This window comes from Spongiibacter taiwanensis, assembly GCF_023702635.1.
Taxonomy (GTDB): Bacteria; Pseudomonadota; Gammaproteobacteria; order Pseudomonadales; family Spongiibacteraceae; genus Spongiibacter; species Spongiibacter taiwanensis.
Window position 1 is genome coordinate 3562624 of the sequence record NZ_CP098455.1, and the last position, 16311, is coordinate 3578934.

At 56.7% G+C, this 16311-nt stretch carries 16 protein-coding genes and 1 tRNA gene; 10 read left to right on the forward strand and 7 right to left on the reverse strand.

Annotated features, from left to right (window positions below):
* Positions 1-5 precede the first annotated feature (5 nt).
* The gene (locus NCG89_RS16160; protein ID WP_251087595.1) at positions 6-617 is read left to right on the forward strand and encodes a DUF1134 domain-containing protein; all 612 of its coding nucleotides are present in this window, start codon (positions 6-8) and stop codon (positions 615-617) included.
* Positions 618-1134: 517 nt separating this feature from the next.
* Here NCG89_RS16160 and NCG89_RS16165 read toward each other — a convergent pair.
* Together NCG89_RS16165 and greB are read right to left on the reverse strand one after the other, a co-directional pair.
* Positions 1135-2406, reverse strand: coding sequence for an alpha/beta hydrolase (locus NCG89_RS16165; RefSeq protein WP_251087596.1), 1272 nt, complete (start codon positions 2404-2406; stop codon positions 1135-1137).
* A 48-nt stretch (positions 2407-2454) separates the two neighbouring features.
* Positions 2455-2961 (reverse strand): transcription elongation factor GreB, encoded by a 507-nt coding sequence (greB, locus tag NCG89_RS16170; RefSeq protein ID WP_251087597.1) that lies wholly within the window; start codon positions 2959-2961, stop codon positions 2455-2457.
* 71 nt (positions 2962-3032) lie between these two features.
* Here greB and NCG89_RS16175 point away from each other — a divergent pair, with 71 nt between their 5' ends.
* From NCG89_RS16175 to NCG89_RS16200, 6 genes are all read left to right on the forward strand, one after another.
* Positions 3033-3863, forward strand: a complete 831-nt coding sequence (locus NCG89_RS16175) for a M23 family metallopeptidase (protein ID WP_251087598.1) — start codon at positions 3033-3035, stop codon at positions 3861-3863.
* 20 nt (positions 3864-3883) lie between these two features.
* The gene (locus NCG89_RS16180) at positions 3884-4069 is read left to right on the forward strand and encodes a Trm112 family protein (RefSeq protein WP_251087599.1); all 186 of its coding nucleotides are present in this window, start codon (positions 3884-3886) and stop codon (positions 4067-4069) included.
* Between the two features lie 149 nt (positions 4070-4218).
* Positions 4219-6843 (forward strand): alanine--tRNA ligase, encoded by a 2625-nt coding sequence (gene alaS, locus NCG89_RS16185; RefSeq protein WP_251087600.1) that lies wholly within the window; start codon positions 4219-4221, stop codon positions 6841-6843.
* A gap of 96 nt (positions 6844-6939) precedes the next feature.
* Positions 6940-8154: an aspartate kinase gene (locus NCG89_RS16190; protein ID WP_251087601.1), complete on the forward strand. Its 1215-nt coding sequence runs from the start codon at positions 6940-6942 to the stop codon at positions 8152-8154.
* 86 nt (positions 8155-8240) lie between these two features.
* Positions 8241-8423, forward strand: coding sequence for a carbon storage regulator CsrA (gene csrA, locus NCG89_RS16195; protein WP_251087602.1), 183 nt, complete (start codon positions 8241-8243; stop codon positions 8421-8423).
* A gap of 214 nt (positions 8424-8637) precedes the next feature.
* Positions 8638-8730 (forward strand) — tRNA-Ser (locus tag NCG89_RS16200).
* 313 nt (positions 8731-9043) lie between these two features.
* Here NCG89_RS16200 and NCG89_RS16205 read toward each other — a convergent pair.
* A complete protein-coding gene (locus NCG89_RS16205) occupies positions 9044-9949 on the reverse strand; it encodes a MarR family winged helix-turn-helix transcriptional regulator (protein ID WP_251087603.1) in 906 nt (301 codons plus the stop codon).
* 340 nt (positions 9950-10289) lie between these two features.
* Between NCG89_RS16205 and NCG89_RS16210 the strand changes: the two genes are divergently transcribed.
* Positions 10290-10712, forward strand: coding sequence for a PaaI family thioesterase (locus tag NCG89_RS16210; protein ID WP_251087604.1), 423 nt, complete (start codon positions 10290-10292; stop codon positions 10710-10712).
* 5 nt (positions 10713-10717) lie between these two features.
* Here NCG89_RS16210 and NCG89_RS16215 read toward each other — a convergent pair whose 3' ends face one another.
* A complete protein-coding gene (locus tag NCG89_RS16215; protein WP_251087605.1) occupies positions 10718-11506 on the reverse strand; it encodes a PhzF family phenazine biosynthesis protein in 789 nt (262 codons plus the stop codon).
* Positions 11507-11527: 21 nt separating this feature from the next.
* Positions 11528-11671, reverse strand: coding sequence for a hypothetical protein (locus tag NCG89_RS16220; protein WP_251087606.1), 144 nt, complete (start codon positions 11669-11671; stop codon positions 11528-11530).
* A 138-nt stretch (positions 11672-11809) separates the two neighbouring features.
* Here NCG89_RS16220 and NCG89_RS16225 point away from each other — a divergent pair, with 138 nt between their 5' ends.
* Positions 11810-13279 carry an aminotransferase-like domain-containing protein gene (locus NCG89_RS16225; RefSeq protein ID WP_251087607.1) on the forward strand — a complete coding sequence of 490 codons (1470 nt, stop codon included), beginning with the start codon at positions 11810-11812 and terminating at the stop codon, positions 13277-13279.
* A gap of 12 nt (positions 13280-13291) precedes the next feature.
* On the opposite strand, the gene NCG89_RS16230 is transcribed toward NCG89_RS16225, so the two are convergent.
* Both NCG89_RS16230 and NCG89_RS16235 read right to left on the reverse strand, forming a co-directional pair.
* Positions 13292-14062: a flagellar motor protein MotB gene (locus tag NCG89_RS16230; RefSeq protein ID WP_251087608.1), complete on the reverse strand. Its 771-nt coding sequence runs from the start codon at positions 14060-14062 to the stop codon at positions 13292-13294.
* 1 nt (position 14063) lies between these two features.
* Entirely contained in the window at positions 14064-14834 is a 771-nt protein-coding gene (locus tag NCG89_RS16235) for a MotA/TolQ/ExbB proton channel family protein (protein ID WP_251087609.1), read from the reverse strand.
* Positions 14835-15130: 296 nt separating this feature from the next.
* Here NCG89_RS16235 and NCG89_RS16240 point away from each other — a divergent pair, with 296 nt between their 5' ends.
* Positions 15131-16294 carry an efflux RND transporter periplasmic adaptor subunit gene (locus NCG89_RS16240; protein WP_251087610.1) on the forward strand — a complete coding sequence of 388 codons (1164 nt, stop codon included), beginning with the start codon at positions 15131-15133 and terminating at the stop codon, positions 16292-16294.
* Positions 16295-16311 lie beyond the last annotated feature (17 nt).

Genomic DNA, 16311 nt, shown 5'->3' on the forward strand with positions numbered 1-16311 from the left:
ACAATATGAAACTGGGGATGTTCACCTTTTTTTCCCGGGCAGCATTGGTGTTGGCGCTCATGTTCAATGCTCATTTGGCCGTAGCCCAGTCTGAGCCTGCGCCGGGTGGCCAACAGGGTAAAGACAATCAACAACAAGGTTTCACTCAGGACGAAGTGCTGAATAAGGCCAATGCTTTTTTTGGTGAGACCACAGAAGGCCTGGCCAAAGCGATTGAAAAAGTCTTTGAAGACCAGGGTAGCCCCAACGCGATTATTGCTGGCGAGGAAGTGTCTGCGGCCATCGCGGTGGGAGTGCGCTATGGGCAAGGCGAGTTGCAGATGGTCACAGGGGAAACCCACCCGGTATTTTGGCAGGGCCCCTCGGTCGGCTTTGATCTCGGCGCAAATGCCTCCAAGGTATTCACCCTGGTTTACAACTTGAATGACACGGAGGTGTTATTTCAACGCTTTCCCGGTGTTGAGGGGAGCGTATACGTGGTGGCCGGTGTGGGTGTGAATTACCAGCGCAGCGGCGATGTCACGCTGGCGCCAATTCGCACGGGTGTCGGCCTGCGCGGTGGCGCGAATGTGGGTTACATTCATTACACCAAGAAGAAATCCTGGCTTCCTTTCTAAATTCTAGCGGGCACTTTTCAGAGAGTGGTACGGGCCGGCCCGAATGGCGCTTACTTTAGACAAATATCGCCCGAATTGTCATTCCCGCGAAGGCCCACTGCTGTCCAGAATAAATTGAGCCACGGCTGGCAAGGACTTTACATCGTGGGCGCAAACAGCTTCCGCCCGGGGCGAGACTGGATTTACCAAAGCCTGAATGTACGACCGGCCAGAGGGTTTCTGGATTCCCGCCTTCGCGGGGATGACGATATAAAAATTGTTCCGGACAGTAGTGGCCCTCGAGCCGACGTCCAGCTGCGTAAAAGTCCAACTCCTCTGGGTTCCGGCTCGCAAACAACGCGTCCGGAACGACGCTGTATTACGTTGCCATCCCGGTCAGCCTCTGCCCAAGCCGCCGGAGCAATGGCAGCCCGCCTCGCGTCCTGCACTCGCATCTCGCATCTCGCATCTCGCATCTCGCATCTTGCGTCTCCCGTTTCCCGCCCAGCGTCTCCCGTCTCGTCGGAGCCGAACTCGTTTAGCCTTCCGCGCTGTTGCTTTGCGCAGGCTCTCGATAGCGGCGGTGCAGTTCGGCCAGATAGATCGTCAGATAATTCACGACGATCTGTGTGCGCAATGACAATGGGATGTCAAAAGCGTGCTGAGCGTCTGGCAGTTCAGCGTATGCCACCGCGCTGGCCGATTTTTCTTGCAAGACTTCATAGAGGTTGCGCGACTCGGTGCAGGGCACCAGGGTGTCACACTCGCCGTGAATAATCAGAAACGGTGGCGCCTTGTCGCTGGCCCAGGTGGCGGGGCAGCCTGACTTCCAGAGGGCAGGCGCCTCGGCCTGGGTCTTTTTGAACAGCTTGGAAAAGACCCAGGTTTCCACCCCCAGATTGGTACGCTGCTGTTTTAGATTAAGAAAATCGTAAAAGCCATAAAAGGGAATGCAACCTTGCACGGCGGTGTTCTTGTCTTCAAAACCGGGCTGAAACTCGGGTGCGTTCGCGCTTAGGGCCAACAGGGCCGACAAATGCCCGCCGGCCGAGCCGCCAGTGACAACAATAAAGTCGGCGTTGCCACCGTAGTCGCCAATGTTTTCTTTCACCCAGCACAGGGCGCGCTTGCAATCAATAATATGGTCGGGAAAGGTTGCGCCGGGGCTGAGTCGATATTCCGCGGCCACGCAAATCCAGCCATTTTCTGCCATTTGCGCCATCAGCGGGCGGCCCTGCTGCTCTTTGCTGCCCAGGCGTTCTAGCCAGGCGCCGCCATGAATTTGCAGCAGTACCGGGGCGTTTTCGGGCTTTTCCGCCGGGCTGTAAATGTCGACATGAAGGGGTCTTCCCTGTTCATGATGGTAGACCACATTGCGCTTCACAGTGACACCAGGGGGGCTGAAGGCAAAGGGATTTACCAGTCGTTTCAGGGTGGGATCATGCAGTGTCAAAGGGGGGGTATCTGCAGGAGGCGAGGGCAGGGGCGCATCGGCGGAGAGGGCTAAACCATATCGCACGGCCTGCTCCATTACCGGTGCGGCCCGCTGCCCGCGGAAGTAAAACAGGCCAATGGCCACCCAGCTGGCCATGGCAATGGCCAGCCCCAGTGCGTCACCCAGGCCGCTTAATTCATCTGCGCTGACAAAGAGCAGGGTAAGTGCCACTTCCAGCGCAATGACATGGAGGGCAAATTCGCCAACCAGCAGACCCAGCAGGAAGCTGGTCACGGCCAGTGCCTCCGGTTTGCCGCGGTGAGGGCTGTAGAGGTTGTAGGCGGTCCAGGCCCAGATCAGTGACAGAAAGAACATGAGGCGTTGCGGCTCCTTTGCAGTGGGTAGCGCGGTCGGTGATGGCGATCAGCCCAGTGGCTCGTAGTCGATAGCGACCACATAGTAACACCGCTCTCCTGTTGGGGTGCTGACAATGACCTCATCGTCCAAACGCTTGCCAAGCATGGCCCGGGCCATCGGTGAGTCAACCGAGAGCTTGCGCTGGCTAAGATCAAATTCGTCGGGGCCGACAACGCGGTAGCGCTGCTCACCGCCGTCTTCGTCCTCCAGGGTGACCCAGGCGCCGAAGAAAATGCGCTGTTTGTCGCTGGGCAGATCATGGACCACCGTCAGCTCTTCCAGGCGCTTGGTCAGAAAGCGGACGCGGCTGTCGATTTCTCGTAGACGACGCTTACCGTAAATGTAGTCGCCGTTTTCCGAGCGGTCGCCGTTTTTGGCTGCTTCGTGAACGGTGGCGGTGACTTGCGGGCGCTCAACCTTCCACAGCTGATAGAGCTCAGCGCGCAGGGCCCGCTCGCCCTCGGGGGTAATATAGCAGGCGCCCTTGGGACGCGGTGGACGGTATCGCGACATGGCCGGATGGCTGTTTTCCACTGGTTAAAGGAGTATGGTATTGCAGCTGATATTGGAGAAGAAACGGTTCGATGAATAATTTCTTTGCACTGGCGCTGGTGGTAATTGCCTCGACGGCATTGGCGGAAGAAGTGGAGTTGCGTGGGCAGCTGATTCAGGGGGGCATGGTCTGGGGGCAGGTGGCGCCCGGCACCCGGGTCATTCTCGAGGATGATACGGTTCAGGTGGCTGACAATGGCATTTTTGCGATGGGCTTTGATCGCGATGCGCCGGCAAAGATGACGCTGAAATTGTGCGTTTCCGACGATCAATGCGAGGCCCGGGTTCTGGATATTGAACAGCGCCACTATGATATTCAACGAATCGAAGGCGTGCCCCAAAAAACGGTTACGCCGCCGGCATCGGTGCTGGAGCGGATTCGGCGGGAGGCTGCGTTGGTGAGAGAGGCCCGGGCTGAGTTTCTTTATCGCCAGGATTTTACCAAGGCCTTTGTGTGGCCGCTGCAGGGGCCGATCACGGGTGTGTTTGGCAGCCAGCGTGTCTATAATGGCTCGCCCGGCCGCCCCCACTATGGGGTGGATGTGGCCGGTCCGGTGGGCGCGGTGGTGACATCGCCGGCCGACGGCGTGGTGACCCTGACCCACGATGACATGTTTTACTCTGGCGGTACCCTGATTATCGATCACGGCCAGGGCATTTCCTCCACCTTTATTCACCTGAGTAAGATTCTGGTGAAAGACGGGCAGGAAATTACCCAAGGCCAGCCCATTGCCGAAGTAGGGGCCACGGGCCGCGCAACCGGGCCGCACCTCGACTGGCGCATGAACTGGTTTGGTAAGCGCCTTGACCCCCAGTTGCTGGTCGGTGACATGTCTGCGCCAAACCCGCCTTTGCAAGATTAGTGTGTTGATGAGTGACAGGAATGATTGACAAGAAACTGTTGGAGATTTTGGTGTGCCCCGTCAGCAAGGCACCCCTGGAATTTGACCCCGAGCGCAACGAGCTGATCTGTCGGCCCAGCGCATTGGCCTATCCCATTCGCGACGGCATTCCCGTGATGCTGGAATCGGAAGCGCGGCCGCTGACCACCGACGAAAAGTTGGGCTGAAGGGTGCTGAAAGCCCCGTCGGCAGTAGTGCTCTGCTCCTGGTGAGCAGGATACAACACCTGCCTTTTTCGCTATACTTCCCGTTTTTTCCGCCAGTCCCAGTCGACTGGCGGTGTTATTTTTGCCTTGAGATTTGAGAGAGTCGAGTCATGAAAAGTGCGGCTATTCGTGAAGCCTTTATTCGTTACTTTGAGAGTAAGGGGCACACTGCAGTAGCGAGTAGTTCGCTGGTGCCGGCAAATGATCCCACCCTGTTGTTCACCAACGCCGGCATGGTCCAATTCAAAGACCTGTTTCTGGGGCGCGAGTCGCGTTCTTACGTGCGGGCGGTTAGTTCGCAGCGTTGTGTGCGCGCGGGAGGCAAGCACAACGACCTCGAAAACGTCGGTTACACCGCTCGCCATCACACCTTTTTCGAGATGCTGGGTAACTTCAGCTTTGGTGATTATTTCAAACGGGATGCGATCAGCTTTGCCTGGGAGTTTCTCACTTCACCCGAGTGGCTCAACCTCCCTTCCGAAAAGCTGTGGGTAACGGTATACGCTGAAGACGATGAAGCCTATGACATCTGGCACAAAGAAATGGGTGTGCCCGCCGAGCGGATGGTGCGCATTGGTGATAACAAGGGCGGCAAGTACGCGTCAGATAACTTCTGGTCGATGGGGGATACCGGTCCCTGTGGCCCCTGCACCGAAATTTTCTATGATCATGGCCCGGAAATTTGGGGTGGCCCTCCGGGTAGCCCGGAAGAAGACGGCGATCGCTATATCGAAATTTGGAACAACGTGTTCATGCAGTTTAACCGGGATGCCGATGGTTCGATGACACCCCTGCCGGCGCCCTCGGTGGATACCGGTATGGGTCTGGAGCGGATCTCTGCGGTAATGCAACACGTGCACAGCAATTACGAGATTGACCTGTTTCAGAATCTGATCAATGCCACTGCCGCGGTTCTCGGCCTGACCGATACCCGCGACAGCTCACTGCGTGTTATTGCCGACCATATTCGCTCGTGCGCTTTCCTGATTGCCGATGGCGTGATGCCCTCAAATGAAGGCCGTGGTTATGTATTGCGCCGGATCATCCGGCGGGCAGCTCGCCACGGCAACAAGCTTGGCGCCACTTCGCCTTTCTTCCATAAGTTGGTCGCTCCGTTGGCGAAAGAAATGGGCGAAGCCTATCCCGAGTTGAATGATCAAGGCAGCCATATTGCCAAGGTGCTGCTGTTGGAAGAAGAGCAGTTTGCCAAGACCCTGGACCAGGGTATGAAGATTCTCGAGCAGGATCTGGACAGCCTTCAGGGAACGGAAATTCCCGGAGAAACCGTGTTCCGTCTCTATGACACCTACGGCTTCCCGGTGGACCTGACTGCCGACATCGCCCGGGAAAAGCAGTTGACTCTGGATATGCCCGGCTTTGAAAAAGCCATGGAAGCACAGCGTCAGCGGGCTCGCAGCGCATCCAACTTCAAAATGGAATCTGGCGTTGAACTAGCTATCGATGGCGAGACCCGCTTTATCGGCTATCAGGATCTGTCCGCTCACTGCACGGTGATTGGCTTGTTGAAAGACGGGCAGCAATGCGGCGCCTTGACCGAGGGCGACAGCGGCGCGCTGGTACTTGACCAAACCCCATTCTATGCCGAGTCCGGCGGGCAGGTGGGGGACGCTGGATTAATCACCGGTGCCAACCTTCGCTTTGAGGTTCGCGACACCCAGAAGGCCGGAAAATTTCACGTCCACCACGGCGTGGTGGTCGCTGGGAGTGTGGCGGAAGGCGAGGTGTTAACAGCCCAGGTTGACAACAATATTCGCGGGGCAACGGCTCTGAACCACTCTGCAACCCACCTGCTGCATGCGGCGTTGCGTCAGGTGCTAGGGGAGCATGTCAGTCAGAAGGGCTCGCTGGTTGACTCCCAACGCCTGCGCTTTGACTTCTCGCATTTTGAAGCGGTCAGCAAGGCAGAGCTCGCCCAGATTGAAGCGCTGGTAAATGACGAAATTCGCCGCAATACGCCTGTCGAAGTGGCGGAAATGGATATGGAAAGCGCCAAGGCTCGGGGTGCAATGATGCTGTTTGGCGAGAAGTACGGCGACCAGGTTCGCGTGCTTAGCATGGGCGGCGACTTCTCCGTGGAGTTATGTGGTGGCACCCATGTTAGTCGCACGGGTGATATTGGCTTGATGCGTATTGTCAGTGAGTCGGGCATTGCTTCAGGCGTGCGGCGGATCGAGGCGGTAACGGGCGCAGGCGCATTGGCTGCTGTGTCCAAGGCGGATAACGACCTCGGCCAGTTGTCGAACTTGCTGAAGACCGGCCGCGATAAGTTGCTGGATAAGGTCGAGCAAATGCTGGCGCAGCAAAAGCAGCTGGAGAAGGAGCTGGGCGCATTGAAAGCCAAGCTGGCCAGCTCTGCTGGTGACGACTTGCTGGCCGAAGCCGAGGACATTGGTGGCGTCAAGCTGCTTGCCAAGTTACTCGACGGTGCCGATGCCAAGACCCTTCGAGATACCCTGGACCAGCTGAAAAACAAGCTGGGCTCTGCAGTGGTACTGCTCGCCGCAGTGGATGGCGACAAAGTGGCGCTGGCTGCGGGGGTGACCAAAGATTTGACCGACCGCTACAAAGCGGGTGAGCTGATGAAACTTGCCGCGCAGGCCGTTGGTGGTAAGGGCGGTGGTCGTCCCGATATGGCTCAGGGCGGGGGCAGCGATGTTGCCGCGATCCCTCAGGCCCTTGAGGTCGCGCGGGACTACGTCAAAGCGGCTAGGTAAAACACGTATGGCCGACTCTGGGGCGTTTCCTTTACCCTACAACTGGTGTTTAATGGGCGCCCTCTCGCGCAGGGTGCGCATTAGTAGAAAGCAAACATGAGTCTTATAGTTCAGAAATTTGGCGGTACCTCTGTCGGGACAGTAGAGCGTATTCAAGCCGTTGCGAAGAAAGTGGCAGGCTTTCGAGATCAGGGGCACGACATCGTTGTTGTTGTGTCTGCGATGAGCGGTGAAACCAATCGCTTGATTGAGCTGGCCAAGGCGGTGCAGTCCACTCCAACACCCAGAGAACTGGACGTGCTGGTAGCGACTGGCGAGCAGGTCACCATCTCCCTGCTGTGTATGGCATTGCACGAACTCGGCTATGGCGCCCGGTCTTATACCGGAACCCAAGTGCGTATTTTGACCGATGAAGCGCACACCAAAGCCCGAATAAAGGACATTGATGACGAGAAGATTCGTGCCGACCTCGCTGCGGGCAATGTGGTTGTGGTGGCAGGCTTTCAAGGGGTAGACGAAGAGGGCAACATCACCACCCTCGGTCGCGGAGGCTCCGACACCACGGGTGTCGCGCTGGCGGCAGCACTCAAGGCGGATGAATGCCAGATCTACACCGATGTGGATGGGGTTTATACCACCGACCCGCGGGTAGTGCCCAAAGCGCGGCGCCTGGAGAGAATCACCTTTGAAGAAATGCTGGAAATGGCCAGCCTTGGTTCAAAAGTATTACAAATTCGCTCGGTGGAATTTGCCGGAAAGTACAACGTCCCGCTGCGGGTGTTGCATGCCTTTCAGGATGGCCCCGGCACGTTGATTAGCTTAGAGGAACCACAAGACATGGAAAACCCGGCGATTTCGGGTATTGCATTCACCCGCGATGAAGCAAAGATCACTGTACTCGGTGTGCCTGACACCCCGGGGCTGGCCTATCAGATACTGGGGCCGGTGAGTGATGCGAATATTGAAGTGGACGTGATTGTTCAGAATGTCGCGGAAGACAACACGACGGATCTGACATTTACCGTAAGTCGCGGCGATATGGCCAAGGCGGAGGGGATTGTTCGCAAGCTGGTGCAACAAACTGGCGCCCGGGAAGTCAAAACAGACGATAAGATCGCCAAGGTCTCTCTGGTGGGTGTGGGAATGCGTTCTCACGCGGGCATTGCCAGCAAGATGTTCAAAGCACTGGCTGACGAATCAATTAACATTCAGTTGATTACCACCTCCGAAATCAAGATTTCGGTAGTGATTGATGAGAAGTACTTGGAGCTTGCCGTGCGTGCGCTTCACACCGCTTTTGATCTGGATTGATAGCGCAAAACGTAAGAAAGCAAGGCAGGACCAAGGGAGGGGACGCCAGAGATAATGGATTAGGGCTCTAACAAGGAGAAGCCACTATGTTAATTCTAACGCGTCGTATCGGTGAAACATTGATGGTCGGCGATGAAGTCACAGTCACCGTCTTAGGTGTAAAAGGTAACCAAGTTCGCCTGGGAGTGAATGCTCCCAAGCATGTTGCTGTTCATCGTGAAGAAATCTACGACCGCATTCAGCACGAAAAGACCGGCGGAAAGGAATAGCAGAAAAAGCGCCGTCGGGTCTTTGCATATCCGCTCAGTGTGGTATCATGCCGCCCGTTTTCAAAGACATGCAAGTGTTTGTCTTTATTCCAAAAGCTCTGTGAGAGGGGATGGAAAAAGCGAGCCGTGCAGGGTCAGCGGGCGTCACCATTTGCAAGGTTGATTTTCTTGCCTTTCGCGCAGGTGATTGGCGCAACGCAGAAAAAATTGTTTCGGAGAGGTGGCCGAGTGGCTGAAGGCGCTCCCCTGCTAAGGGAGTATGGGGTTTGTAGCCTCATCGGGGGTTCGAATCCCCCCTTCTCCGCCATTAAATAAAAAAGCCCCGGTCGTCAGACCGGGGCTTTTTTATTTAACCGTGAGTAAGGGTGTGTGGACGAACCCCCCGGTTCGACAAAACGCGCCAGCGTTTTAGACATGACGTTGTCAGTCCTGCCCGAAGGGGCGAAACAGGCCACAGCCTGTTTCGATCACAAAACGCGCCAGCGTTTTGAACGCCAGAGCGCAGCGGCGGCGCCCCGGAGGGGTCGAAACGGCCTCAAGCCGTTTCGATTAATCCCTTTGTTAGCATTACATGGTTTCGCACGAAAGCAGGGTGTGGCAGTGCGCCCGCCCGGGCCTTATTACTCCCCCAGATCCCGCAGAATATTGACCTTCATTTGCCGAAGCACCTGAACAGCGTGGTGCAATTCTTGGTTGCGAATACCGGTCAGGACAAAGTCTTCGGCTTGGCTAGCCGTATCGCCCACGGACCGGAGCAGGGCGTTGCCGGGTTTGGCCAGAAACACCCTATTTGAGCGCGCATCCTGAGGATCGGGAATGCGTGCTACCAGATGGTTTTCCTCCAGTTTGACCAGTAGCGACCCCGCTGCCGCACGACTCATATTCAAAGCTTTGGCCAGATGGCTTTGGGTCATGCCGTCTTGCTCGGCGAGGTAGCTCAGCAGGGCCCATTGGGCTCGAGACAGGCCAATGGGAAGCAGCAGCCGGTCGATAATGATCTGGCGCATCCGGGAGACGTGGTCGGTGAGGAAGCCAATCTTGTTCAATGCAAAGTGCTGGTGAAACGACTGAACACGCTGGGAAATCTTGGTAGCTGTTTTGCTGCTGCGTTGACCGATGTGTTTCTTGTGCATATTGCGATCTGCCGCCAGCAATACGTCGGCGCCGGCACGCAGGTCGATTTCCGTCAGGCCGGCGCAATTGATCTCAGCGAGGGCGTCCTCGATTCCCGTGGCCTGTTGCAGCAAAGTCGCAGCGCTGGGGGTGAGGTTGAGTCGCAATGCGCGTTGGTCATCCGGGCAGTGATGGCGACGCAGTAAGGCAGCGGCTTCCATTTTGTGAACCAGTTTGCCCAGACTTGCCTTGGTGGTACCGATGATGGCCGCTAACTCCGATTGGTTAAGACCGGGGTTCTCGTTATTCATGCGAGCGAGATTTTTCAGTGTCCACCACTGGGCGCGGCTGATCCCCAGGGGGCTTAAGGCCCGGTCAAACTGGGTTCGCTGTAAGCGGGCTACGCTGTGCACAAGAACGTGAAACTCCGCACCTTCGCCCGTACGCTCTTTGGGCCTAACGGATGGCGAGGAGCGATGGTTTTCGGCGGTAGACAACGGGAATTAGCCTCCAAGTCAATTCAAACAAAGTATAGGTTGTTACAGATAATTACTCTATCCCTTGCTTTAGCCTATGTTGTCCGGATATCAGGCTGTATTTTTCGGATTTTTAGGTGAGGGGGATTGATTGAATAATGGTATCGCAGTTGACAAATGTGGTGGCTTGCGGGCAAAGTGCTTAGGTAGCTAAGCAAATTTGGGGTGGTCGGTTGCGATTCACTCAGGTCGTCTTCCCAGCGAGTGAGAAAGAGTTATGGCTGAAAATCAGGTCCCAGCGGGTTTTGAACTTCTGGCGGAGTGCGCCGAGTCTCCCTTCGATCAACTTGTCGGCGCGTATTACAGTAAGGACACGGGTGCCGAGTGGATCATCGGCTTTCGCGTTGAGCCCAAGCACATGAATATAGGTGGTACCTTGCACGGCGGGGTTTTGGCCACCTTGTTTGATTGGCAGGCTGCCGCAGTAAAGCCTTATCTGGGGATTACTGCCCACACCCCGACGATCAGTTTGAGCGTTGACTACCTGGCGCCGGCCCAATGTGGCGATTGGCTGGAAATGCAGGTGAAAGCCCAGCAGCGAACAGGGCGGATGCTATTCACTCGTGCCGAGGTCTACGCGGGCGAGCGTTTAATAGGACGCTCAAATGCCATCTATCGTATTCCCAGCACCGCGCGGTAAGCGCATTACGTTAACCACTCAGAACGAATCTGTCCGGTCATTACGGTCACTGCATCGCCGGTTAACCAGACGCTTTGGTCTTTGGCGGCGACTTCCAGTTCACCACCTCGCTTCGACAATTGGCGTGCCCGTATGGGGCGCGTCGCAATACTGTCTTGCCAATAATCGCTCAAAGCGCAGTGAGCAGAACCGGTAACCGGGTCTTCGTTAATACCGGCGGCGGGAGCGAAAAAGCGCGAGACAATATCGCAGTCTTCTCCCTGGGCAGTGACGATCAAGCCGCGAATAGGGAGGGCGGTGATGTCAGCGAGGGGAGGGACAAAATCGCGCACTGCCTGCGCGCTGGCCAATTCGATAAGCCAGTCCTCGCCAGCGCGGGCGGCACGAACTGTCTGCAAGGCTAACGAGTTGGGCAGTGCGTCTGAGGCCAAGGGAGTGCAGTGCGTGATTGGCAGTTTCAACCGGTAGCCTTGCCGGTATTGCTCTACCCAAAGATCGCCACTTCGAGTTTCAAAACATACCAGCGGGCTGGCTTCTTTCTGCTCGCTGATCAATACATGCCCGGCTGCCAGTGTGGCGTGACCGCACAAGTTGACTTCTGTTGTTGGCGTGAACCACCGCAGCGACCAGCGGTTTGATTGCAGTGGGAAAACAAAGGCCGTTTCGGACAGGTTGAATTCCGCGGCCAGTGCCTGCATCAGGTGATCGGGGAGGGGGCTTTCCATCAGGCACACTGCTGCCGGATTTCCAGAAAAGGCACGCTGTGTAAAGGCGTCGACAATAGCGTATTTCATTGGCGGTTACTCTGGGGGTGGCTAATGGATATTCCACCACCAGGGAAGGTGGTTCACGCTTCGATGGGCGACCAGCAGCCCGGCGCCTGCCAGCAGTACCATCAATATGAAGGCGGCGCCCAAGGCACGCCACCATTTGCCTGAGTATAAGTCTGAATTGGACATGGCGTCGGTACTCTCCGGTTGCTGAGCAAACAGAATGACAAGGATACTATCGCCTATACAGTCACAGATAACTAAAAATTGATGCGATACAGATGTGTTTGTCGCTAAACTGTCTCTGATAACAGTCAGGAGACGGCGATGTCACCTCAGAAATCGCGACGGGCTACCGCCCCGGTACCCTCGGGCCCCCCCTTATATCAGCAAATCGCCGAAAAGCTGCGAGGGGAGCTGATTGAGGCGGGCGGGCTGGTAGCGGGGGACCGAATGCCGGGGGTTCGCCGGATCAGTGCACAGTTCGGCGTCAGCCTGGCTACCGCGGTTGCCGCGTATCGCCAGCTTGAGCAGGAAAATGTCATTGAGGCTCGGCCTCGTTCCGGCTTTTTTGTACGTCATTGTCAAAGCGACATCTGTGCGCCTCCCAGGGAATCCCGGCCGCGCAGTTGGCCGGTTCCGGTGAGCGGTCAGCAGCGGGTGATGCAGATGATAGAGGCTGCGACCGCCCCTGGTATTTTGGCGCTCGGGGCTGCGGTTCCACATTCCAGCTTTCTGCCGGGCAAAATGGTGCAACGGGCGTTGGCGAGCGCCAGCAGGCATCCCCTGGTGGCTAACGGGGGTTACGCCTTTCCGCCTGGGTATTTAGGATTGCGCGAGCAACTTTCCCTGCGAATGGCCCGTCTCGGTTGCCGCGTTGCTGCCGACGAAATTGTCATTACTAACGGTGGTCAAGAAGCGTTGGTGGTTGCACTGAAATCGCTCTGCAAGGAGGGCGACATTGTCGCGCTGGAGTCGCCAGCGTTTTACGGGCTGCTGCAGATAATTGATTCCCTTGGCCTCAAAGCACTGGAGATTCCCACTCACCCGGATACCGGGTTGTCCCTGGAAGCGCTCGAACTGGCATTGGACAAATGGCCGGTGAAGGCCTGTGTCGTGGTGAGCAATTTCAGTAATCCGCTGGGGTGCAGTTTGCCCCTTGAACGCAAAGCATCGCTGGTAGCGCTATTGGCCGAGCGCGAGGTGGCGTTGGTGGAGGACGATATTTATGGGGACCTGCATTTCGATGCCCAGCGGCCGGCAGTGGCCAAGCATTTTGATCAGCGCGGTGAGGTACTGTATTGCAGTTCCTTTTCCAAGACACTGTCGCCCGGTCTGCGGGTTGGCTGGATTGTACCGGGACGCTATCTGGAACGGGTCAACTACCACAAATTTGTCAGCAGCTCGGCCAATACCACGGTGGCCCAGATAGCCGTGCAACAATTGCTGTTGGACGGGGCCTTTGACCGGCACCTCAATCGCCTGCGGCCGACTTTACGCAGTGCGGTCGCCAAAATGCGCGACCGTCTCAGCCATCATATGCCGGCGGGTACACGGATTTCCCACCCCGACGGCGGGTTTGTTTTGTGGCTGGAACTTCCCAAAGAGGTTGATAGTTTGGCGCTGGCCCAGCAGGCGCTGGAACGGCAAGTGAGTATTGCGCCGGGGCCTTTATTTTCGGCCTCGGAAAAATACCGGAATTGCCTGCGCGTCTCCTGCGCCCAGCCCTGGGATGAAAGCCTGGAGCGAGGCCTGGCCACCTTGGGTATGTTGGTTAGAGAACAGCTTGGCGAGTAAGCGCTGGTCAGGTCAGTAAGACTGCACCCGGCGCAGAATCTGGATCTCAACCCGGCGATTGCGGGCCCGGCCGTCCTCAGAGTCGTTTGAGTTCACTGGCTGGTAGTCGGCATAACCTGCCGCCCGGAAGCGTTTGGGGCTGGCGCCGCTGATATCGAGTAGCTCGTGGAGCATGGTGACAGCCCGGGCCGAGGAGAGGTCCCAATTGGAGCGATAGGAAGCCGTATGAATAGGCACGTTGTCGGTGTGACCCGCCACAATCACGTCGCCGGGAATCTGATTGATGACTTCGGCAATTTTTAGCGCAATGCTGTTGAAACGCGGGTCGAGTTCGGCGCTTCCGGATGGGAACGAGGCCTGCTCGCGAATGCGAATAATCAGGTACCCATCGGCTGACTCGTCAACATCCACCTGGTCGAGGGCTATCTCCACCTCGAGAATGGCGCGGGCCAGCTCCAGGTCCTGGGCGAGGGCGTAGCGGTCGAGGTTATTGGTGGAGTCTTGCCGCACCACATCTTCGGTGGTGACCCGGGTGCGTCCCGGCGTGAATTCCCGGGCGATAATGCTGGTGCCAATGGGGGTATCTTTTGCCGGAATTTCTTTCTGTACACCGAAGGCGTTTTGCAGCGACCCGGATAGTTCTTTGAATTTCTGTTTGTCCATCTCCGAGAAGGAAAACATCAACACAAAGAAGGCCAGCAGCAGCGACATCAGATCAGCAAAGGTCAGCATCCATGCGGGGGCGCCGGGGCGGACCTTTTTCTCGGGAGGGGCTTCCAGCATGCTAGGCGGCCTTGTCGGCTTCTACAGGTTCGGCCTTTTGGTGAGGCACATATGTTGCCAGCAGGGTTTCAAGCACACGAGGTTGGATGCCGGTCTGGATACCGTTGACGGCCTCGAGGATCAGCTGTCGGTTGCGGCGCTCTTCCGATGTGCGGAAGGCCAGCTTCTCTGCCACCGGGATAAAAATGGTATTGGCGAGCACCGCGCCGTAGAGGGTGGTTAACAGCGCTACCGCCATTGCGGGGCCGATCGCCTTAGGGTCAGACATATTGGCCATCATTTGCACCAGGCCAATCAGCGTGCCGATCATGCCCATGGCGGGAAAGGAGTCGCCAAAGCCGCGAAAGATCGCCTCGCCAGACTCGTGACGCTCAATGGTCAGGTTGATTTCCTTGTTCAGCAGATACTTGACCAAGTCGTGATCGACCCCGTCAATGGCCATTTGTACGCCTTTATTTAAGAACTCGTTGGTGATTTCCTTGTTTTCCAGCTCGAGCAGGCCTTCTCTCCGCGCAATTTTTGCCAGCTCAACGCACTCGTTGCTAAGCTCTTGCGGGCCCATGCTCTTGTGAAAAAAAGCCCTGGACGCGACCTTAAAGGCGCCCAAGGTATCGCCGAGGGGGAATTTCATCAGGTTGGCGAAGATGCCGCCGCCGATCACGATGAGAATGGAGGGGGTATCAATAAAGCTGCCAGCACTGCCGCCAAATAAAATCGCTGCAGCAATAACCGCGATAGCCCCGAGCATTCCAAGTAGTGTTGCGATATCCATTGGCCGGCACGCTTCTAATAAAACCACATTGGCCTCACTGTAATGGGCTGCCGACCGTCTTATAATCCGTGTTTTCCGAGGGTTCAGCGCGGTGCTTGCCGCTCCGGCTTGTTCGTTAATGCCTGAATAAACTATTCGTAATGCTTTTCCGGTGTAAATGACCTGTATAGTAGTGGCCGCAAAGATTGGCCAGCAGCGTCGCTGCGGGCTCTCGACATCGCGCCGGGGAGGGGACCTGGTCGCAATTCATTTACTGGCAATTGAGAGATAGCCACGCCTTGTTCTAGGGATTGGGGATGACAAAACGGATGGTAGTGATGTTGCTTGGCACGGCCGCGGTCTTTGGCGGCGTGTTTGGCATGAAGTGGATGAGCAACAGCATGATGAACGACTTCATTGATGCGATGCCAATACCGCCGGTAACGATCTCAACCGCTTTGGTGGAAGAGACGTCCTGGCCTGCTGAGTTTACTTCTGTGGGGACTTTGGTGGCGGTAAATGGGGCCGACCTTACTGCAGAGATGGACGGCGTGGTGCGTGCCATTCACTTTGAATCAGGGGACGAGGTTGCCAAGGGTGCATTGCTAGTCGAGCTGGATTCAGCGGCAGAGCAGGGCGAGCTGGATCGTTTGAAAGCCGAAGCGGAACTGGCCGAGATCGACAGAAAGCGGATTGAAACCTTGTTTCGTCGGGGCAGTATCTCCCAATCAGAGCTGGATACCGCCGCGGCGAAAACCAAAGCCGCCCACGCAGCGGTGGTGGCCCAGCAGGGTCGCTTGGATCAAAAGCGGGTAGTGGCTCCCTTCGCCGGGCGTTTGGGGATTCGTCAGGTTAACGTTGGCCAGTACGTGGCTGTTGGTCAGACCATTGTCACTCTGCAGTCGTTAAATCCGATTGATGTGGATTTCGCTCTCCCTGAAAAATACCTGGCTGAGGTTGCGCCGGGGTATCCGGTGCAGGCGAAAACCGAGACCCAACAGCCCGCCTCCTACCAGGGGAAATTGATCGCAATGGAGCCCAAGGTCAATCCTAACACTCGCAATTTTGCGCTGCGGGCGCGGTTAGAAAACCCTGATGGTGTGCTTAAGCCGGGGCAGTTTGCCTCGATTCGTGTGGTGTTGCCCGAGCAGAAGCGCTACCTCACCATTCCCCGCTCCGCTGTCAACTATGCGTCCTACGGCAGCTCGGTCTACGTAGTGCAGACGGTCGAGGGTAAAACTGCGGATGATGAGAGCGCCGAATCGGATGATAGCGAGGCTGGGCCGAACAAAATTGTGGTGCAGCAATTTGTGAAACTGGGTCCATCCCGGGGCGATTATGTTGCGGTCATTGAGGGGCTCTCCGGTGGCGAGGAGATTGCCAGTGCGGGGCTGCTTAAGTTGCGCAGCCAGCAACCCGTGATTGTTAATAATGAACTGGCGCCATCCCCCTCATTTTCCCCCAATGTGGACGAGGGCTAGGGTGATCTTTGGAAGCC